Raw genomic sequence first — 19,391 nt, forward strand, 5'->3', positions numbered from 1 at the left:
CCCCGGCCGCGCGCCGGGGCTTCCGGCTTTCCGCGGTGCGTATCATCGGCCGGATGATCTCCAAGAAGGCCTCCGCCGCCCCCTGCCGGATCACCGTGTGCCGCGGCTGCTGCTGCGGCGACCCGGCGAAGGTGCCCGGGGTCGACCACGGCGGGCAGATACCCCGGCTCCGCGCGGCGCTGGACGGGGCGGCGCAGGTGAGGGCGTCGGAGTGCCTGGACGTCTGCGACCAGGCCAATGTGGTCGTGGTCCAGCCGTCGGCCGCGGGGCGGGCCGCCGGGGGGCGGCCCGTGTGGCTGGGACTCGTCAACGACGACGAGGCGCTCGCCGACATAGCGGCGTGGGTCCGGGCCGGGGGGCCGGGCTTGGCGGAGCCGCCGGGGGTGCTGGATCTGTACGAGTTCACGGTGTCGCGCCGCGTGGGGAAGGCCCTGGAGGGCTGAGGCCGCGCCCCGCAGGGGCGCGGGGAACTGCGCGACCGGCCACGACGAGCCCGCAGTCGACGCACCGCACCTCGCGCGGAGCGCTTACGGCAAGTCCAGCGCCGGGTTCCTGTCGAAGAACCCCGTCGGCTTCAGCGCGAAGCCGGTCGCATCGACGGGCATGACCGGCCACTCCTCCAACCGCGGCAGATGCGTCGGCCCGAACGTGTGCCACACCGTCAGCTCCGTCTCCCGCAGGGACTCCCCGCCTGCCGTCCACTCCGGCAGGCCCGCGCCCCCGGGGTGCTGGTTGGGGTGCTCGCCCGCCGGGTGGCGGCGGTCGGGGCGGTGCCGGGTGACCCATACGTGCTTGGTGCCGTACGCCATGCGCCGGGCCACCGGCGAGCCGGGGCGGGCGAGGACGGGCGGGCCGGGCTGGGGGACGAGCGTGTAGGCGACCGGCTGACCCATGCGGTTCCGCACAGCGGGGTTGGTGATGCGCCAGCGGCGGCCGACGGCCGGGTCCGCGAGGCGGCCGCCCTGTGCGCTGTCCGCGAGCACGGTCGTCCGGGTCGTGAACGCATTGCCGTTGGGGTTCCCGGGCCCGTCCGGCAGCGGCACCACGTCCACTTCCTCGACCGTGTTGGCCGGGCCGTCGACGGCCGCGTCGAGCCGTACGCAGAACAGGTGCTGGTGGTACGGCGCGAGCAGCCCCGGCGCCACCTCCGTGCCGAACGGCGAGCCCGCGCCCGGCTCGACGGCCGAGGTCTGCACGATGCCGGTGGACTTGGCCTCGAAGGCGATGGTGCCGTCCTGGTGGAAGTACCAGTAGAAGCCGTAGTCGTAGTTGCCGACGGTGGCGATGAAGGAGACGACCAGGCGGCGTGAACGGCGGCTCTCCACGGCCTCGTCGGCGAAGATGTCCGTGTGCTTCCACAGGAGTCCGTGGTCCTCCTCGTGGATGCAGACCGCGTTGGGCAGCGTCTGCGGCATGCCCAGGTCGTCGGCGACGACGGCGTCGAGGTAGCGGATCTCGCCGAGGCAGTCGCAGCCGAGGCGGAGGGCGTTGGCGTTGGTGCCGAGCCCGTACTCGCCCGCGTCGAGGAAGGCGACCCAGTTGCGGGACGGGTCCGGTTCCCCGTAGGCCACGGCCATCTCGGCGAGGGAGGCACGGTGCAGCACGGAGCGTTCGCGGTCGCCGTCGCGGTGGGCGATGCGGTGCAGGACGAGGCCCTCGCGGGCGTTGAAGTCGACGCGGAAGCTCCAGTTCTGCCAGGTGAGGAGCGGGCCGTCGAGGCGGAAGGAGGGGCCTTCGGGCTGGGTGATCTCCAGCGGGCGCAGGTCGGTGCGGGCGGGGCCGGTGAACTCGGGTGCGTAGCGCCCGCATTCGGCGGGTACGGGCACCGCTCCGGTGTCGACGAGGCGGACCACCCGCCGCTCGGTCACGTCGACGTCGGCCACCAGCCCGCCCACCGGGTGGGCCCACGGGTTGTCGGACGCGTCGCAGCGCAGCCAGGTCAGCGAGCGCACCAGGCGACGGTCCGGCCGGGCGTCGGGTGTGCAACCGGCCGCCAGCGGTGCGCAGATGGCCAGTTCCATGGCCTCGTCCGTTATGCCGCGGGCGGCCATCGCCGTGCGCCAGCCGGGGTCGGTCTTGACGATCGCGTCGACGGCGCCCTGTTCCTCGAAGGTGAGCTGCGGCTGTCCGTCGGTGGCGGGGTCGAGTTCCCGGTGGGCGAGGAGCACTTGGGCGGTGACGTCGACGACGGCTTCGGCCGCGGTGCCGGTGGCCGTGTCGAGGAGGGTGACCCGGAGTCTGCGGACCACCGGGTCGCCGGGGCGGTGGGCGGCCGCGGTGTGCCGCTCGGGCTCGTCGAGCAGGACGAGGGGGAAGCGGGTGGTGTCGTGCACCATGCCCGCTTTCTCGAGTATGCGGCGGGCCTCGGTGATCTCCTCGGCGCTCAGCGGGTCGAGGGGGTGCGGGTGTGCGGGGCCCGTGGGGGGTGTGGGGCGTGGGTGGCAGCAGGAGGACATGCGGAAACCTTTCTCTATGCTCAACGCGCGTGATGCGGCGGCTTGTTGGAGCCACGGGCCGCCTTCGCCGCCTTCTCCAGCTGGAACGCCTCGTTGCCCAGCCCGATCCGCGCGTGCACCTGCGGGCGCACCGCCTTGAGCACCAGCCCGTAGCCGAGCCCCAGCACCACGGCCGCGCCGATGATGCCCGGCAGGATCCAGCGCAGCGCGGAGTCGGGCGCGGCGCCGAGCAGGACGTGGAAGTCCGTGACGGCGTAGCCCGCGATGACCACCAGGGCCGCCGCGGCGACGCCGGAGGCGATCAGCCGCGGGGCCTGGGCGCGGGCCGCGCCGCGCCGGACGAAGAAGGCGATGACGGCCACGCCGGCCGCCGCCATGAGCACGATGATGCCGAGGGCGCCGACGTTGCCCATCCAGGTGAACAGGTGCAGCACGGGCGCCGTCGGGTCGCCGTGCGGCCGGCCGTCGGTGACCGCGAAGACCGCCACGGCCAGCAGCGAGACGCCGCTCTGCAGCAGGGAGCCGTGGGCGGGCGCGCCGCTGCTCCGCGCGGTGCGGCCGACGGCCGCGGGCAGCAGGCCCTCGCGGCCCATGGCGAAGGCGTAGCGGGCGACGACGTTGTGGAAGCTGAGCATGGCGGCGAACATGCCGGTCACGTAGAAGAGGTGCATGACGTCCGTGAAGCCCGTGCCCAGCCGGTCCTGGGCGAGGGTGAAGAGGAGGTCCGGCCCTTCCTTCCGGGCCAGTCGGACGATCTGCGAGGGCCCGGCGGCGACGCCCAGGGCCCAGGAGCCGGCGGCGAAAAGCACGGCGGTGAGGCCCACGGCCAGGAAGGTGACCCGGGCGACGGTGACCTGCGGGCAGCTGGTCTCCTCGGCGTAGACGGCGGCCTGTTCGAAGCCGACGAAGGAGGCGATGGTGAAGCAGAGGGCGGTGCCCAGCCCGGCCCCGGAGAGCGTGGCGGGGTCGAAGGCGTGCAGCGTGATGCCGTCCTTGCCGGGGCTGTCGAGGCCCGCGATGTCGAAGACGGCGACCATGGCGCACTCGGCGATCAGCAGGAAGCCGAGGACTCTGGCGTTGAGGTCGATCTTCAGCCAGCCGCAGACCCCGATGGCCACGACACCGGCGAGGGCGGGCACCCACCAGCCGACGGCCACCCCGAAGTACTTGTCGAGCAGGCCGGCGACCTCGAAGCCGAAGATGCCGTAGATGCCGAACTGCATGGTGCTGTAGGCGACCAGCGCCACGACGGAGGCGGCCGTTCCGGCGGTGCCGCCGAGGCCGCGGGCGATATAGGCGTAGAACGCACCGGCGTTGTGGACGTGCCGGCTCATCTCGGCGTAGCCGAAGCTGAAGAGGGTGAGCACGACGCCGAGGATGACGAAGAGCAGCGGCTGGCCGACGATGCCCATCGTCCCGTAGGTGGTGGGCATGACGCCGGCCGTCACCATCAGCGGCGCGCTGGAGGCGGCCACCGACAGCAGCAGTCCGGGCACGCCGATCCGGTCGGCGCGCAGGCGTCTTTCCAGGCCCTTGAACGTGCGGATGTCGCTGACTGTGCCCGTCGGCATGGCGGGGTGGTCCTTCCCGTGGTGTGGGGCGGCGCGGCTGCGCCCGGGCAGCGCGCGCCGGCGTCGGTCATGCGGCCCCGAGCACCGCGCGCCGCGCCGCCTGGAAGGCCTGTGCGGGGTCCCGGTCGGGGTAGGACCAGGGGGCGCGGGTGGCGTGCGGGCCGATCCGGGTGAGCAGGGCGGCCGCCTCGGCGGGGCGGCCCTCGTGGAGCTTGGCGTGGGCGAGGTAGTTGAGGTCGACCTTGCGGCGCGGGTGGGTGACGGCGGGTGCGGCGTCGGCCGCGTCCTCGTCGACGTCCCATTCGAGCCACCAGTCGAAGGCGGCCTTCATCACCTGGCGGGCCCGGCGGGTGGTCCAGTGGCCGGAGCGCGCGGGGTCGGCGGGCTCGACGCCGGCGCGGGCGAGGACGCGGAAGCGCTCGGCGTGGGCGACGACGGGCAGCACGGCCAACGGCGAGTCGGCGGGGGCCTGTTCGGCGGCCCAGGAGGCGAAGTCGTAGACCTCGTGGAGCGGGTCGTCGCGGTCGCCCTGCTGGTGTTCGGCGAGGCAGGCGGCCATCAGGTGGTGCGCGTGGTGGTGGTCGCGGTGCCGGGCGCGCACCTGGTCGAAGGCGCGGACGCGCTCGTCGTCGGTGCCGGTGCGGCGGGCGAGGATCAGCAGGAAGAGCCAGGGTGTGGGGTCGCGGGGGGCCATCCTGGCCGCGGCGAGGCACAGGGCGCGGGCCTCGTCGGGGCCGTCCTGGCCGCGCACGGCCCGGAAGACGGCGGCGCAGGCGAGGAGGGCGGCGGCGTCGGGGCTGTCGGGCTCGGCCAGTTGCCAGTCGCGGGCCCAGGCGGCGCTGGTGGCGGCCTCGGCGAGGACGACGAGGCGGTGGCCGCGGCGGTCCCAGTCCTCGCCGGTGCAGGCGAGCAGCTTGCGGGTGGCGTCCCAGCGGCCGCGGGCCAGGTCGTCGCGGACCGCGGCGAGGCGGGTGTCGTCGAGCGCGGGGTCGAACGTCGGCCCGTCCTTGTGCCGGGAGCGGCCCAAGGGGGGTGGAGGCGTCATCGGCGTACGTCCCTCCGGTCGCCTCGGCGCTGCGCGCGTAATCGTTATCAGTGACGCACAGCAAACCGGTAGTCACTGCTCCGAGTCAAGACCCGATCTTGGATCTGACGGACCATCAACTGACGTGTCGTCAGGAGTGGTTACCTCCGGTTGCCGGTTCGCGCCTCCCGGCCGTTGCCCTAGCCGAGGTCCCGCGCCGCGGCACGCCCGGCGGCGCGGCCCGAGAAGAGGCAGCCGCCCAGGAACGTCCCCTCCAGGGAGCGGTAGCCGTGCATGCCGCCGCCGCCGAACCCGGCCGCCTCCCCCGCCGCATAGACGCCCGGCAGCGGCTCGCCGGCGGGGGTGAGGACGCGTGCCGAGAGGTCGGTCTCCAGGCCGCCGAGGGTCTTGCGGGTGAGGATGCTCAGCCGCACGGCGATCAGCGGACCGGCGGCCGGGTCGAGGATGCGGTGCGGGGCGGCGATGCGGGTGGCCCGGTCGCCGAGGTAGCCGCGGGCGCCGCGGAGGGCGGCGATCTGGAGGTCCTTGGTGAAGGGGTTGGCCATCTCCCGGTCGCGGGCGGCGATTTCGCGGCGCAGCCCGTCCGCGTCGATCAGTTCCTTGCCGGTGAGGGCGTTCATGCCGCGTACGAGCGCGTCCAGGTCGCGCTCGACGACGAAGTCGGCGCCGCGGTCCAGGAACGCCTGCACCGGCCCCGGCACCCCGGCCCGCGCGCGGCCCAGGACGCCGCGGATGCTCCGGCCGGTCAGGTCGGGGTTCTGGTCGGAGCCGGAGAGCGTGAACTCCTTGCCGATGATCCGCCGGTCGAGCACGAACCAGGTGTGGTCGTGGCCGGTGTGCATGATGTGTTCGAGGGTGCCGAGGGTGTCGAAGCCGGGGAAGAGCGGCACGGGCAGCCGTCTGCCGGTCGCGTCGAACCAGAGCGGGGACGGGCCGGGCAGTATGCGGATGCCGTGCCGGGCCCAGACGGGGTCCCAGTTCTCTATGCCCTCGGTGTAGTGCCACATCCGGTCACGGTTGACGAGGCAGCCGCCCGCCGCCTCCGTGATGCCCAGCATCGCGCCGTCCACATGCGCGGGGACCCCGGAGAGCATCCGCTCGGGCGGCTCGCCGAGGCGGCGCGGCCAGTGGGCGCGGACCAGGTCGTGGTTGCCGCCGATGCCGCCGGAGGCGACGATCACCGCGGGGGCCCGGAGGACGAACTCGCCCGCCTTCTCGCGGCTGCTCGCCGCGCCCCGGGCCGCGGTGCTGGGGGCGAGGATCTCGCCGCTCACCGTGTCGACGGCGCCGGCGGTGCGGGAGAGGGCGGTGACGCGGTGCCGGAAGCGCAGGTCGGCCAGGCCGCGGGCGGCGGCGTCGCGCACCTGCCGCACGAAGGGCTCCAGCAGGCCCGGCCCGGTGCCCCAGGTGATATGGAAGCGGGGTACGGAGTTGCCGTGGCCGGTGGCGTCGTAGCCGCCGCGCTCGGCCCAGCCGACGACCGGGAAGAAGCGCACCCCGAGCCGGTGCAGCCAGGCCCGCTTCTCGCCCGCGGCGAAGTCGACGTACGCCTCGGCCCAGCGGCGCGGCCAGTGGTCCTCGGGGCGGTCGAAGGCGGCGGTGCCGAGCCAGTCCTGCCAGGCCAGGGCGTGGCTGTCGCGGATCCGCAGGCGGCGCTGCTCGGGCGAGTCCACGAGGAAGAGACCCCCGAAGGACCAGAACGCCTGCCCTCCGAACGACTGTTCGGGCTCCTGCTCCAGCAGGATCGCCCTCCGCCCCGCCGCGGCGAGCTCCGCCGTGGCGGCGAGGCCGGCCAGACCCGCCCCGATCACGATCACGTCCGCGTCGTACGTCGTCACAACCGCACATCCGCCCTGGTCGGAGAGGTGTCGAAAGGATCCTTCGGAAGAGTGTTCGCGCGCGTCCGATCCTCGGGGCACTCTGGATCACAGTCAACCGTTTGACGGGATGAACGGCCGAAAGAGGGGTACTCGACAGTCGCCCCGCCCTCGGGGCGGCTATCGTTTTCGTGTCAAGTCTCCGACGACCGCCCGGTCTTGAGGTGCGCGACGTGATGGTCGACGTGACGGTCTTCGCCTTCGCGGTGAGTGCTGCCTGCTGCCTCGGCGTGGGTTTCGTGCTCCAGCAGAACGCCGCACAGCGGGCGCCGATGAGCGACTTCCTCTCGTTCCGGCTGCTGCTGGACCTCATGCGGATGCCGCGCTGGCTGGCGGGCATCGCCCTGATGGTGGCCGGCATGGCCCTAGGCGCCGTGGCACTCGGCCAGGGCGAGATCTCGCTGGTCGAACCGCTCCTCGCGACGAACCTGCTGTTCGCCATGGCCCTGTCCCGCTGGCAGACCAAACAGTCGCTCGGCCGCAGCGGCTGGGGCGGGCTGGTGCTGCTGGCGTGCGGGGTGACGGCCTTCATCGTCGCCGGGCAGCCGCACGGCGGCGACACCGTCACCGACCCGCTGCGGCACTGGCTGATCATCGGGATCATGGTGGGCGTCGCGATGCTGCTGGCCGCGGTCTCCAAACGGGTCCGGATGAGCACGGAGGCGGCACTTCTGGCGGTGGCGGCCGGGCTGCTCTACGGCGTGCAGGACGCCCTGACCCGGGTCAGCAGCGAGCGCTTCGGGCACGGCGGCTGGCCGGCCCTGGTCACGAGCTGGCAGCCGTACGGGATCCTGGCGATCGGCGTGACGGGCCTGGTGCTGGTGCAGAGCGCCTTCGAGACGGCCCCGCTGCGGATGTCGCTGCCCGCCCTCACCGCGGCCCAGCCGCTGGCCGGCATCGCCTGCGGCGTCGGCTTCCTCGGCGACCGGCTGCGGACCACGCCGGGGGCGCTCGCCTGGGAGGTGGCCGGGCTGGTCGCGATCGTGGTGGGGATCGTCCTGATCGGACGGCATCCGGCGATGCCGTCCGGGATGACGGAGGAGGGGCACATGCGGGATCTCCAGCCGCACTGAGGTTGGATCCCCGTATGACCGATCAGCAACCGCTCTCCGCGGACGAAGTACTGGACATCGTCGACGAGCACGACCACGTCGTGGGGCAGGCCCGGCGGGCCGACGTCTATGCGCGGGGCCTGCGCCACCGTTGCGTCTTCGTCCTGGCGCGGGACGGGGAGGGCCGCATCTTCGTCCACCGGCGGACGGACCGGAAGCTCGTCTTCCCGTCGCACTACGACATGTTCGTGGGCGGCGTCGTCGGCACCGGCGAGTCCTACGACGAGGCCGCCCTGCGGGAGGCCGAGGAAGAACTGGGCGTCAGCGGGCTGGAGGCGCCCACGCCGCTGTTCCGGTTCCTGTACGAGGGGGACGGCGGCAGCTGGTGGTCGGCGGTGTACGCGGTGCGGTGCGACCTGGCGGTCAGCCCGCAGGAGGAAGAGGTGGCGTGGTGGCGGTTCCTCTCCGAGGCGGAGCTGGAGGCGCGGCTCGGGGAGTGGGAGTGGGTGCCGGACGGGTTCGAGGCGTTTGCGCGGCTGCGGGCGGGGGGTTTCCTCGCCGACCGTTGATCGCGCCCCGTAGGGGCGCTGGGGGTACCGCTGGGGGAGGAACTGCGCGAGCAACCACCCACGACCCGCAGCCGACGAACTTCCTACCCCACCGTCACCACGAGCTTCCCCCGCACATGTCCTTCCGCGGAGAGCCGCTGGGCCTCCGCCGTCTTCTCCAGCGGGAAGACCTGGGCCACCTCCACCCGGAGGGCCCCCGCCTCCGCCAGGTCCGCCAGCGCGGCCAGGTCCGCCGCGTCCGGGCGGACCCAGAGGAGGCGGCCGCCCAGCTCCGTCACCGCGGGGTCCGCGATGGAGACCAGGCGGGCGCCCGGGAGCGCCAGCTCCGGGGAGGTGCGGATGACGCCGCCGCCGACCAGGTCCAGCACCACGTCCACGCCGCCGGGCGCCAGTGCCCGGACCCGGTCGGCGAGCCCGTCCCCGTAGGTGACGGGCTCGGCCCCGAGCGTGTGCAGGTAGTCGTGGTTGCGGGCACCGGCCGTGCCGATGACGCGGGCGCCCAGGTGCCGCGCGATCTGGACGGCCATCGAGCCGACCCCGCCCGCCGCGGCGTGGATCAGCACGGTCTCCCCCGGCCGCACCCGCAGCGCCTTGACCAGGGACTGGTAGGCGGTCAGCCCGGCCAGCGGGATGCCCGCGGCCTCCTCGAAGGTGAGGTTGGCCGGCTTGCGGGCCAGGGTGCGCACGGGGGCGGCCACATACTCGGCGAAGGTGCCGCGGGAGAGGAAGTCCTCCCGGACGTAGCCCATGACCTCGTCGCCCTCGGCGAACTCGGGGACGTCCGGCCCGGTGGCGACGACGACGCCCGCCATGTCCCAGCCGGGGACGACGGGGAAGACCGGCTGGATCATGCCGTCCAGGTAACCGGCCTGGGCCTTCCAGTCGACGGGGTTGACGGCGGCGGCCTTGACCCGGACCAGGACGGCGTCCGGGCCGACCTTCGGCTGCGGGAGGTCGCCGTACTCCAGGACCTCGGGGCCTCCGTAGGAGCGGTAGCTGACTGCCTTCATCGTGGCTCCTTCCTGCGTCACCGCACGACCCCTGCCGTTTCAGCGTCTGCCGCTCCGGCCGGTGCCGCCACCGCAGCGTCCCGCAGCGTGTGGATCTTCCGCAGGCCCAGTCCGGCCACCACGGAGACCAGCAGGAACGCCGCGCCCGCGATGACGAAGGTGAGCGTGAACTGGCTCTCGGCGGGCAGCTTGGGGGCGCCCGGCGGCAGGTGTTCGATGCTCTTGGAGGCCAGCACCGTGGTGATCATGGCGCTGCCGATGGCGCTGCCGGTCGAGCGGGAGATGGAGTTGATGCCGTTGGCTATGCCGGTCTGGTGGTGCGGCACGCTGGCGACGATGACGGCCGGCATGGCCGCGTAGCCGAAGCTGATGGCCGCGCCGACGAACATGCCGGCGGCGATGACGGCGTAGGCGTGCTCGTGGTCCAGCGCGATCCACACGAAGCCCGCGGTGCCGATGAGCGAGGCGAGCAGCATGACGGGCCGGGGGCCCTTGTGGCGGACGAGCTGGCCGCCGACGGGGGCGGCGAGCAGCGAGACGACGGTGCTCGGCAGCAGGAACTCGACGGAGGCGCGCAGCACGCTCGCGTCGAAGCCGTAGCCCGCGATCTTCGAGGGCATCTGCACCAGGTAGGAGACGCCGATGAAGAGCGCGAAGGAGCCGAAGCCGACGAGCAGTCCGGAGAGGTTGGCGAAGAGCACCGGGCGGTGGGCGAACATCCGCATGTCCACGAGCGGTTCGCGGACCTTGCGCTCGACGAGCGTCCAGACGGCGGCCATCACGGCGGCGCCCACGAAGCAGCCGATGGTGCGGCCGGAGGACCAGCCCCACTCGTGGCCCTGGGTGATGGGCAGCAGGAGCAGGACGAGGGTGGCGGCCAGGCTGAGCGCGCCGAGGACATCGGTGCGGCCGCCGGTGGTCTCCCGGGTGGCGGGAACGAGGGCGGCGACGGCGATCAGGGCGAGCGCGGCGAGGCCGGTGGCCAGCCAGAAGGCGCTGCGGTAGTCGGGGTCGTCGCCCGAGGTGAGCAGGCCGGTGGCGACGAGCGCCAGGCCGCTGCCGAAGGCGAGGGTGCCGCTGACCATGGCCATGGCACCGGGCAGCCGGGCCGGGCGGACCTCCTCGCGCAGCACGGACAGCGCGAGCGGGAAGATCGCGGTCGCGGCGCCCTGGAGGACGCGGCCGACGATGAGCCAGGTCAGCGAGTGGGTCACGGCGGCCAGGACGGAGCCCGCGACCATGACGACGAGCACGCCGACCAGGGTCCGCTTCTTGCCGTGCTGGTCGCCGAAGCGGCCGAGCAGGGGGGTGAAGACGGCGGCGGACAGCAGGGTCGCCGTGGTGACCCAGCTGACGTTCGCGGACGTGGTGTGCAGGTCGCGCTGGATGAGGCCGAGGATCGGCACGACGAGCGTCTGCATCATCGAGACGACCATGGCGGCGAGGCTCAGGGCGAAGACGATGACCGTCTCGTTTCTGGATTTCACGGGAGTCCTTCGGAACCTTCTCGTTACTTCACGACTTACTTCACGACATGGATGCTTGAGGTCGTCAAGCAACTGGGCGACGGTACGCCGAATACTTCAGGTGGTCAAGTTAATAGTTCAAGTGATGAAGCTCTCGGTCCCCCGTATTCTGACGGCGAGTCAAGGGAGGACCATGAGCAACAGCCGCACCACCACGCACACCGCCACCGAGCCGTACACCGTCCCCCTCGCCCCGGGGGTGAGCGCCTACATCCAGCCCGACGGCGGCTGGTGCCTGAACAACGCCGGGTTCGTGACCGACGGCGCGACCACCCTGCTGATCGACACCGCCGCGACCGAGCGGCGCGCGCGGCTGCTGCGCGACGCGGTCACCGACAGCGGGGCTCCCCTGCCCTCCCTCGTGGTCAACACCCACCACCACGGCGACCACACCTACGGCAACTGCGTCTTCCCGGGGGCCACGGTGATCGGGCACGAGGCCTGCCGCCGCGAGACCCTGGCCGCGGGCCTGCAGCTCCACCTCGCCTGGCCGGATGTCGACTACGGCACCATCGAGATCACCCCGCCCGCCCTCACCTACACCGACACCCTCACCCTGCACGTCGGGGAGACCGAGGTGCGGCTGCTGCACCCCGGCCCCGCGCACACCGTCGGCGACACGATCGTCCATCTGCCCGGGCAGGGCGTCGTGTTCACCGGCGACCTGGTCTTCAACGGCGGCACCCCGTTCGTCATGATGGGCTCGCTCAGCGGCTCGCTGCGCGCGCTCGACACCCTGCGCTCCCTCGACGCCGAGGTGGTCGTGCCGGGCCACGGCCGGGTCACCGACCCCGGCGTCTACGACACCCTGGAGGCCTACCTCCGTTACGTCGCCGACCTCGCCCGCACCTCGCACGCCGCCGGCCTCACCCCGCTGGAAGCGGCCCGCGGGGCGGACCTCGGGGAGTTCGCGGCGCTCCAGGAGAGCGAGCGCCTGGTGGCCAACCTGCACCGCGCCTACGCCGAGCTGGACGGGCTCCCCGAGGGCTCGCCCCTGGACCTGGTCACCGTCCTCGGCGACATGGCGGTGATGAACGGCGGCAAGCCGGTGGCCTGTCACGCGTGACGTGCCGCTGCCCGTTGCCGTTGCGCGTTGCTCATCACTCGTTGCCCCGAAGGGCCCTGGACGTCATACCGACTGGTCGGCATCATGATCCGCGGTGACATCGACCACTGAACGTCCCATCTTCCCTACGAGGAGCGAGCGATGAGCAGAGGCGGGACCCCCGGAGTTCCCGGGATCGACCCCGAGCGGATAAGGGCCTGCCTGGACCGTGCGCGGCCCGGGCTCGTCCGGGGGCCGCTGTCGGCCGAGCTGATCCAGGGCGGGCGGTCCAATCTCACCTATGCCGTCACCGACGGCACCGGCCGCTGGGCGGTGCGCCGGCCCCCGCTGGGCCATGTGCTCGCCACCGCCCACGACATGGCGCGCGAGCACCGTGTGATCAGCGCCCTGCACGGCACCGCCGTGCCCGTGCCGGAACCGCTGCTGCTGTGCGAGGACGAGGACGTCATCGGGGCGCCCTTCTACGTCATGGAGTTCGTGGAGGGCACCCCGTACCGCTCTGCCGCGGAGCTCGTCGCGATCGGGCCCGAGCGGACGCGGAAGGTGGTGCTGCAGCTCGCCGACACGCTCGCGGAGCTGCACGCCGTCGATCCGGCGGCCGTCGGGCTCGCGGACTTCGGGCGTCCCGAGGGGTTCCTGGAGCGCCAGCTGCGGCGCTGGGAGAAGCAGTTGGAGTCCTCCCGGAGCCGGGAGCTGCCCGGCATCGAGGAGCTGCGCGCCGGCCTGGCCGAGGCACTGCCCGACTCCCCCGCGCCCGCCGTCGTGCACGGCGACTACCGGCTCGACAATGTGCTCGTCGGGGCCGACGACACCGTACGGGCCGTCCTGGACTGGGAGATGTCGACCCTCGGCGACCCGCTCACCGACCTCGGCCTGCTGGTGATGTACAGCGAGCAGCGGAACGTCCCCGGCTCGCCGCTCGCCACCACGCGTGAGGCGCCCGGCCACCCGGAGACCGCCGAACTCGTCGAGCGCTATGCGGCGTTGTCCGGCCGCGACGTCTCCGCGCTGCCCTGGTACACGGCCTTCGCCTACTTCAAGCTCGCCGTGATCCTGGAGGGCATCCACTACCGCTACACCCTCGGCCGCACGGTCGGCCCCGGGTTCGGGGGCATCGGGGCGCTGGTGCCGCTCTTCGTGGGCAACGGCCTGACGATACTGACGAAGGGCTGAGGAACCGTGGACTTCGCGTTCGACGCACGCACCGAGGAACTCCGCGGCAGGCTGCTGGAGTTCATGGACGAGCATGTGTACCCGGCGGAGGCCCTGGCCGAGGAGCAGCGGGCCGCGCTCGCCTCGCCGTGGGAGACCCCGCCGGTCGTCGAGGACCTCAAGGCGGAGGCACGCCGTCGGGGCCTCTGGAATCTCTTCCTGCCCGATGAGGAGTACGGAGCCGGCCTGACGAACCTCCAATACGCCCCCCTCGCCGAAATCACCGGCCGCAGCCCGCAGCTCGCCCCCACCGCGCTCAACTGTGCCGCTCCCGACACCGGGAACATGGAGCTGCTGGCCCAGTTCGGCAGCGAGGAGCAGCGCAAGCGGTGGCTGGAACCGCTGCTGGACGGCCGCATCCGGTCGGCTTTCGCGATGACCGAGCCGGAGGTGGCGTCGTCCGACGCGACCAACATCGGGACGCGCATCGAGCGGGACGGCGACGAGTACGTCATCACCGGCCGCAAGTGGTACATCTCCGGGGCGATGAACCCCGACTGCGCGGTCTTCATCGTCATGGGCAAGACGGATCCGGACGGGGAGGACGTGCGCCGTCAGCAGTCGATGGTGCTCGTGCCGCGGGACACCCCCGGCGTCGAAGTGCGCCGCGCCATGCGGGTGTACGGCTACGAGGACCACTACCACGGCGGCCACGCGGAGGTCGTCTTCGACGGGGCCCGCGTACCGGTGTCGCACCTGGTGGGCGAGGAGGGCGGCGGCTTCGCCATCGCCCAGGCCCGGCTGGGCCCCGGCCGCATCCACCACTGCATGCGCCTGATCGGCATGGCGGAACGCGCGATCGAGCTGATGTGCCGCCGGGCCCTGACCCGCGAGGCATTCGGCAAGCCGCTGGCCCACCAGGGCGTGGTGCAGGAGTGGATCGCGGACTCCCGGGTGGCCGTGGAGCAGTTGAGGCTGCTGGTGCTCAAGACGGCGTGGCTGATGGACACGGTGGGGAACCGGGGGGCACACACGGAGATCCAGGCGATCAAGATCGCGACACCGCGGGAGGTGGTGCGGATCATCGACCGCGCCGTGCAGTTGCACGGCGCGGGCGGGGTGAGCCAGGACTTTCCGCTGGCGGAGCTCTGGGCTGCCGCCAGGACGCTGCGTCTGGCGGACGGTCCGGACGAGGTGCATCAACGGTCGCTGGCGCGGCGGGAGTTGCGGCGGTACGCGTAGGGGGTCGGCCCCGCGCCCCGTAGGGGTGCGGGGCCGTCTTCGATATGCGGCTTCACTGCGTGGGCGCTCGCCCCCCAACTGGCGAACCTCGCTGCTCCAGAGCCCGGGCAGTCCCTATGCCGATCCGATTCCTTCAGAGATTCAATGGCCCCGGCTTTGTCTCCGAGTCCGTAGCGGACCTGTGATACGTGGTAGGCCAAGGAAAACGGCGCGTAGCTGCCGAAAGCTTTGGCTCTCGACTCGGCCTTGTCCATGGCAATCTCAGCTTCTTCGATGTAGGCGAGTGCTTGCGATCGGGCACCGTCGGCAGCGTAGGAGTGGGCTTGTTGTCCCGGCGAGGAACGCGCGCATTCGTGGCCCTGCCGCAGCTGATGCCGCAGCGGCAGAGTCCGCCAACCGCATGGCCTGGCCGGTGTGTCCGAGATCGATGGCTTGGAGACTCATGCCACGCAACGTGGTGCAGAAAGTGAGGTGGCAGCCCCGGCGTACTTGAGTGCGAGCGAGTAGTACCGCTGGGCCAGACCGTGGGCTCCCTCGTCGACGGCCATGAACCCCGTCAGGTACAAGAGGTCTGCTGTCGCAGACAGAAGCGCTTTGCGGACAGCCTCGGAAGCGTCGGCCCGCAGGTGTGCGGCCACAGTGTTGACGAGGAAGGCAGCCGCCATGGGGCGTGCGTGCCGCCCTCCGAACTGGTCGTCCAGCTCTGGCACCTTCTCCGTCATGGCCGCCACCGCGTCTACTTCCCTCATCCCGATGCGGCGAGCGTGTCCTGCTTGAACGGCCTCCAAGCGCCCTACCACGTCCGGCCGCTCAGGGATCGTCAGCGCGACAGCGAAGAGACCGGCGCCGAGGACGCCCCGTCGTGAAGGAAGCATGTCGCCGGCCCCCAGTTCGACCAGCTCTTCCAGCGTATCGAGCCGTTGCCCCCGGTCGTCCACCGGAACATCGCAGCCGGCTTCGGTGTGAGCGACCTGGCGTTCGAGGCGCCGCGAGAACGCTTCGATGATGTAAGGACGCGCCTCTTCCCGGGTGTTGTTCCGGGTGGCCAGTGATGCACCGCAGACGCGTTGTACCTCAAAGGGGTGCCGTCCTCCGCTCCCACAAGGTTCACCGCTCGCGCGCACTGACTCAACTCAACGGTACCGCCGTGCGTGTACAGGCGAAGACGTACCGCATTGGGTGGGATCTCCACCTGACCCACGTCCCGCACAAGGAGGCCGGGCAGTGACGGAACAGGCGCCCGTGCCAGTAGCGACAGACTGGCGGGTGGTGCTCAACCAGGCGCAGACAACGGGACTTGAGGAGGTGTCGCCAGTGGCACACTGCGCCCATGAGCGCTGACGCGTACCGCCCGTACCAACCGCAGAAACCACCTGTCCAGTGCGTCAAGTGCAAGGACATCAACGTGATTCTGACCAAAGCCACGCACCCCGTGACCGGAGAGGCGCAATGGCGGTTCACGTGTCTTGACTGCCGGGTCGCTTGGCCGATGGATCAGCACGGAGGCTCAGCAGACGAGTACGCGTGATCGGAGCAACCGCATGCACCGAGCAATACAACTGATCGCGGCTCTACGGCACTCCGCAAGCTGCGCGAACTGCGGAAGTTGCAGCATTATGACATCGGATGGCAGGACCTACACCTGCCTGGACTGCGGGCACAGCTGGACCGCTTGATGTACCTGAACGTGTAAGGCCATCTCCAGCGGATCCTCGATCCTCGCCCTGCTACGGCCGGCCCCGTCCGTACGTTCCTCCCCGAGGTGTACGGGCGGGGCCGGAGCCCCCTACGGCCGCAACGCCCGCAACAGCAGATCCGCCAAATGATCCGCCACCTCCCGCGCCCCCATCGGCCCCCCGGCCCGGTACCACGCGCTCAAGTGGTGGACGGAACCGAAGTGGTAGTCCACCACCAGGTCCGCGGGGGTCGCCGTGCTGAAGACGCCCGTCTGCTGGCCCTCCTCCACGAGTGCGCGGAAGCGCTCGTGGTAGCGGCGCCGCTCCGCCCGTACCTGTTTGAGCTTCTCCTCACCCAGGTGGTGCATCGAGCGGAAGAAGATCGTCGTGTCGTCGAGGTTCTCGATCGTCGTCACCACGACGTCCGCCGCCGCGTCCCGCAACCGCCGCTCCACCGGCGCGTCCGAGCGTGCGAACGCGTCCAGCCGCTCCTGCTGGAGGCGCAGCACGCGCCCGTAGACCTCGTGCAGCAGGTCGTCCTTCGAGCCGAAGTAGTGGTAGAGGGCGCCCTTCGTGACGCCCGCCGCCTCCACGATCTCCTGGACCGAGGTGCGGTCGTAGCCCTGCTCGGCGAACAGCCGGGTGGCGGCGGCGAGCAGGCGGCGCGGGACGGGGCGTACGCAGTCGTCCGTAGGGGCGGTCACGAGACGGACCCCTCTTCCTCCAGCGTGCGCTGCAGTTTGCTCATGCCGGCGAGCCAGCGGTCCGGGTCGGCGGCCCGGCCGGCGTAGTATTCCGCAGCCTCGGGGTGCGGGAGGATCAGGAAGCGGTCGGCCGCCATCCCCTCGAAGAGCGCGTCGGCCACTTGTTCCGGTTCGACGGCCGTGGGGGCCAGCAGCGCCTCGCCGACCGCTCCGGCGGCACGCAGCATGTCCGTGCGCACGCCCAGCGGGCACACGGCGTGGACGGCGATGCCGCGGTGGCGGTACGTCGCCGACAGCCACTCGGCGAAGGCGAACGCGGCGTGCTTCGAGACGCTGTAGGGCGCCGAGCCGAGCATGGTGAGGAGCCCGGCGGCGGAGACGGTGGCGACGAAGCGGCCGTTGCCGCGCTCCAGCCACTCGGGCAGCAGGGCGCGGGCCGCGCGGACGTGCGCCATGACGTTGACGTCCCATGCGGCGGCCCATGCCTCCTCCGGTGCCTCGGGGCCGCCGGCGGGGGCCACTCCCGCGTTGGCGCAGTAGATGTCGATCGTGCCGCCGAGCGCCGCACGGGCGGCCGGCACCGCCTCGGAGGCGTCGCCGGGGACGGCGGTCGCGCCGGTCTCCGCGGCGACGGCCGCGGCCTTGTCCGCGTCGAGGTCGTTGACCACGACGCGGGCTCCCTCGGCGGCGAAGCGCCGGGCGAGCGCGGCACCGATGCCGCCTCCCGCTCCTGTGACCACAACTCCCGCGTCCCGCACGCCATTCACTGTCGGCCTCCTCGGCTCGGCTGCACCGGCACACCAACCATTCGGTATGTGACGGTGCTTAGCACACGCGTACCCATCGCGGCGAGCGAACACATGAACCCGTCACAGAACGGCTGGACACTCCCCCTTGACAGCAGGACGATGCGCGCACATCTGACCTTCTTCAGGGGGACGCCATGGCGGACACGGGCGTGCAGCCGTACTGGGAGCTGACCTTCGACGCGGAGGGGGACGTCGACCCTCACGAGCGCGAACTACTGGTCCAGGGCGTCCTGGAGCACAATCTCACCGATCTCGTGGTCTTCGCGCACGGCTGGAACAACGACCGCTCCTCGGCCACCGCCCTCTACCGCCGCTTCTACGCCCCCTTTCCCGGCCTGCTCGCCCGCGCCTCCCGCGACGTCCGGTTCGGCTACTGCGGAGTGATATGGCCGTCGATGCACTTCACCGACGAGCCCATACCCCACTTCCCGCAGCAGGCGGCCGGGGCGCCCGCCGCGGCCGCCGGCACGGGGCTGCCGCCGGGCACCAAGGAGGCCCTGCTCAAGGTCTTCCCCGGCAGCCGGGCCACGGTGAACCGGCTGGCCGAACTGGCCGAGGAACAGCCGGAGGACACCGCGCGGCTGGAGGAGTTCGTCTCCCTCGTGCGCACGCTGGTCTCCGAGCAGCGGCGCCGGGTCGCGGTGGCGGGTGCCGTGCCCGACGCGTTCGTCCCCGACCTGGAGCCGCCCGCCGCCGAACCGCCGGGCGCGGAGCCGGTGATGCTGACCGAGGACGCGGAGCGGGTGTGCGCCCGATTCGCCGACGCGCTGGAGCGGACGGGGGCGCGGGCGGCCGGCATGTTCGGCAGTGCGCTGAAGCGGCTGTGGGGCGGGGCCCTCGAAGTGCTGCGCCAGGGCTCGTACTGGGAGATGAAGCGCCGGGCCGGCACGGTGGGCGAGTGCGGGCTTGGCCCGGCGCTCGCGGTGCTCGCGCGCTCGGCACCGGGGTTGCGCGTGCACCTCGCGGGGCACAGTTTCGGTGCCCGGCTCGTGTCGTTCGCGCTCCGCGCCCTGCCGGAGGGTGCAGGCCCCGTCCGGTCCGTCACTCTGCTCCAAGGCGCCTTCTCGCACTACGTGTTCGCGCCCCGGCTCCCGTTCGACCACGGCCGGGCCGGCGTGCTGCACGGGCTGGAACGCCGGGTCGGCGGGCCGCTGTTGTGCTGCTACTCGCGCCACGACACCGCGCTCGGGGTGTTCTATCCGCTCGCCTCGATGATGGTGGACGACACGGCCTCGCTGTTCGGCCGGGACGACGACCGCTGGGGGGCGCTGGGCCACGACGGCGTCCTGTCCGTGACGCCCGTCGCCCGGATCGCCCTGGACCGGGCGCTGGCCGGCGCGTTGCCGTCGCACGGCTTCGTGAGCGTCGACACCTCCGCGGTCGTCAGCCACGGGGGTCCGCCGACGGGTGCGCACGGCGACATCTGCCATCCCGAACTGGCCCGTCTCGTCCTCGTCGCCGGTCGGATCGTCCGCTGAGCGGAGGGCGAGGATCCGCCAGGTTCGTCCGGACCCCACATCGCCGCGCGCATCGCGGGTAGCAGAGCCGAGTCGGCCGTGACCGCGGCGGCGGCCGAGGGTCCGCATATCCGATGGATCCGAATGGCGACGTATTACGTCCCTTCCATGTCGATCCG

At 72.1% G+C, this 19,391-nt stretch carries 16 protein-coding genes and 1 pseudogene; 7 read left to right on the forward strand and 10 right to left on the reverse strand.

The window, feature by feature from the left end; genetic code table 11:
• The first annotated feature begins 53 nt into the window (after window positions 1–53).
• Window positions 54–443, forward strand: a complete 390-nt coding sequence (locus tag HG542_RS11925) for a (2Fe-2S) ferredoxin domain-containing protein (protein WP_171080419.1) — start codon at window positions 54–56, stop codon at window positions 441–443.
• An 84-nt stretch (window positions 444–527) separates the two neighbouring features.
• Here HG542_RS11925 and HG542_RS11930 read toward each other — a convergent pair whose 3' ends face one another.
• The 4 genes from HG542_RS11930 to HG542_RS11945 all read right to left on the reverse strand — a co-directional run bounded on the left by HG542_RS11930 (window position 528) and on the right by HG542_RS11945 (window position 6,910).
• On the reverse strand, window positions 528–2,456 hold the full coding sequence (locus HG542_RS11930) for a primary-amine oxidase (RefSeq protein WP_171080421.1): 1,929 nt from the start codon (window positions 2,454–2,456) through the stop codon (window positions 528–530).
• 20 nt (window positions 2,457–2,476) lie between these two features.
• Window positions 2,477–4,027 (reverse strand): APC family permease, encoded by a 1,551-nt coding sequence (locus HG542_RS11935; RefSeq protein ID WP_171080423.1) that lies wholly within the window; start codon window positions 4,025–4,027, stop codon window positions 2,477–2,479.
• A 67-nt stretch (window positions 4,028–4,094) separates the two neighbouring features.
• Window positions 4,095–5,072 (reverse strand): hypothetical protein, encoded by a 978-nt coding sequence (locus HG542_RS11940; protein ID WP_171080424.1) that lies wholly within the window; start codon window positions 5,070–5,072, stop codon window positions 4,095–4,097.
• A gap of 179 nt (window positions 5,073–5,251) precedes the next feature.
• Entirely contained in the window at window positions 5,252–6,910 is a 1,659-nt protein-coding gene (locus HG542_RS11945; RefSeq protein WP_171080426.1) for an FAD-binding dehydrogenase, read from the reverse strand.
• Between the two features lie 215 nt (window positions 6,911–7,125).
• Here HG542_RS11945 and HG542_RS11950 point away from each other — a divergent pair, with 215 nt between their 5' ends.
• Entirely contained in the window at window positions 7,126–8,022 is an 897-nt protein-coding gene (locus HG542_RS11950; protein ID WP_171080562.1) for a DMT family transporter, read from the forward strand.
• Between the two features lie 14 nt (window positions 8,023–8,036).
• The gene (locus HG542_RS11955) at window positions 8,037–8,570 is read left to right on the forward strand and encodes an NUDIX hydrolase (protein WP_171080428.1); all 534 of its coding nucleotides are present in this window, start codon (window positions 8,037–8,039) and stop codon (window positions 8,568–8,570) included.
• Window positions 8,571–8,653: 83 nt separating this feature from the next.
• Here the strand turns inward: HG542_RS11955 and HG542_RS11960 are convergent, their stop codons facing one another.
• Both HG542_RS11960 and HG542_RS11965 read right to left on the reverse strand, forming a co-directional pair.
• Complete coding sequence (locus tag HG542_RS11960; protein WP_171080430.1) at window positions 8,654–9,580, reverse strand: NADP-dependent oxidoreductase; 927 nt, start codon at window positions 9,578–9,580, stop codon at window positions 8,654–8,656.
• 17 nt (window positions 9,581–9,597) lie between these two features.
• A complete protein-coding gene (locus tag HG542_RS11965) occupies window positions 9,598–11,016 on the reverse strand; it encodes an MFS transporter (protein WP_171080563.1) in 1,419 nt (472 codons plus the stop codon).
• 223 nt (window positions 11,017–11,239) lie between these two features.
• On the opposite strand from HG542_RS11965, the gene HG542_RS11970 reads away from it, so the two are divergent.
• From HG542_RS11970 to HG542_RS11980, 3 genes are all read left to right on the forward strand, one after another.
• Window positions 11,240–12,172, forward strand: coding sequence for an MBL fold metallo-hydrolase (locus HG542_RS11970; protein WP_171080432.1), 933 nt, complete (start codon window positions 11,240–11,242; stop codon window positions 12,170–12,172).
• 141 nt (window positions 12,173–12,313) lie between these two features.
• Entirely contained in the window at window positions 12,314–13,345 is a 1,032-nt protein-coding gene (locus HG542_RS11975) for a phosphotransferase family protein (protein WP_171080434.1), read from the forward strand.
• Between the two features lie 6 nt (window positions 13,346–13,351).
• A complete protein-coding gene (locus tag HG542_RS11980; protein ID WP_171080435.1) occupies window positions 13,352–14,566 on the forward strand; it encodes an acyl-CoA dehydrogenase family protein in 1,215 nt (404 codons plus the stop codon).
• Window positions 14,567–15,006: 440 nt separating this feature from the next.
• Here HG542_RS11980 and HG542_RS36355 read toward each other — a convergent pair whose 3' ends face one another.
• The 4 genes and pseudogenes from HG542_RS36355 to HG542_RS11995 all read right to left on the reverse strand — a co-directional run bounded on the left by HG542_RS36355 (window position 15,007) and on the right by HG542_RS11995 (window position 17,713).
• Window positions 15,007–15,690 carry an NsdA family TPR-like regulatory protein gene (locus tag HG542_RS36355; RefSeq protein WP_498063283.1) on the reverse strand — a complete coding sequence of 228 codons (684 nt, stop codon included), beginning with the start codon at window positions 15,688–15,690 and terminating at the stop codon, window positions 15,007–15,009.
• Window positions 15,639–15,776 (reverse strand): annotated as a pseudogene (locus tag HG542_RS36360) (hypothetical protein); the annotation flags it as partial. The pseudogene HG542_RS36360 and the gene HG542_RS36355, both read right to left, overlap by 52 nt.
• Window positions 15,777–16,352: 576 nt before the next feature.
• On the reverse strand, window positions 16,353–16,946 hold the full coding sequence (locus tag HG542_RS11990; protein ID WP_171080437.1) for a TetR/AcrR family transcriptional regulator: 594 nt from the start codon (window positions 16,944–16,946) through the stop codon (window positions 16,353–16,355).
• Window positions 16,943–17,713, reverse strand: a complete 771-nt coding sequence (locus HG542_RS11995; protein ID WP_171080439.1) for an SDR family NAD(P)-dependent oxidoreductase — start codon at window positions 17,711–17,713, stop codon at window positions 16,943–16,945. The genes HG542_RS11990 and HG542_RS11995 overlap by 4 nt, the downstream gene beginning before the upstream one ends.
• 176 nt (window positions 17,714–17,889) lie before the next feature.
• Here HG542_RS11995 and HG542_RS12000 point away from each other — a divergent pair, with 176 nt between their 5' ends.
• Window positions 17,890–19,233 (forward strand): alpha/beta fold hydrolase, encoded by a 1,344-nt coding sequence (locus HG542_RS12000; RefSeq protein ID WP_171080440.1) that lies wholly within the window; start codon window positions 17,890–17,892, stop codon window positions 19,231–19,233.
• Window positions 19,234–19,391 lie beyond the last annotated feature (158 nt).

Source organism: Streptomyces morookaense (assembly GCF_013030945.1).
Lineage (GTDB): Bacteria > Actinomycetota > Actinomycetes > Streptomycetales > Streptomycetaceae > Streptomyces > Streptomyces morookaensis.

Excerpts from the sequence above, each read along its gene's own strand:
- HG542_RS11940 (WP_171080424.1), bottom strand. The coding sequence starts at position 5,072 with ATGACGCCTCCACCCCCCTTGGGCCGCTCCCGGCACAAGGACGGGCCG.
- HG542_RS11935 (WP_171080423.1), bottom strand. The coding sequence starts at position 4,027 with ATGCCGACGGGCACAGTCAGCGACATCCGCACGTTCAAGGGCCTGGAA.
- HG542_RS11975 (WP_171080434.1), top strand. The coding sequence starts at position 12,314 with ATGAGCAGAGGCGGGACCCCCGGAGTTCCCGGGATCGACCCCGAGCGG.
- HG542_RS11970 (WP_171080432.1), top strand. The coding sequence starts at position 11,240 with ATGAGCAACAGCCGCACCACCACGCACACCGCCACCGAGCCGTACACC.
- HG542_RS11925 (WP_171080419.1), top strand. The coding sequence starts at position 54 with ATGATCTCCAAGAAGGCCTCCGCCGCCCCCTGCCGGATCACCGTGTGC.
- HG542_RS11950 (WP_171080562.1), top strand. The coding sequence starts at position 7,126 with ATGGTCGACGTGACGGTCTTCGCCTTCGCGGTGAGTGCTGCCTGCTGC.
- HG542_RS11960 (WP_171080430.1), bottom strand. The coding sequence starts at position 9,580 with ATGAAGGCAGTCAGCTACCGCTCCTACGGAGGCCCCGAGGTCCTGGAG.
- HG542_RS11965 (WP_171080563.1), bottom strand. The coding sequence starts at position 11,016 with ATGGTCGTCTCGATGATGCAGACGCTCGTCGTGCCGATCCTCGGCCTC.
- HG542_RS11930 (WP_171080421.1), bottom strand. The coding sequence starts at position 2,456 with ATGTCCTCCTGCTGCCACCCACGCCCCACACCCCCCACGGGCCCCGCA.
- HG542_RS12000 (WP_171080440.1), top strand. The coding sequence starts at position 17,890 with ATGGCGGACACGGGCGTGCAGCCGTACTGGGAGCTGACCTTCGACGCG.
- HG542_RS11955 (WP_171080428.1), top strand. The coding sequence starts at position 8,037 with ATGACCGATCAGCAACCGCTCTCCGCGGACGAAGTACTGGACATCGTC.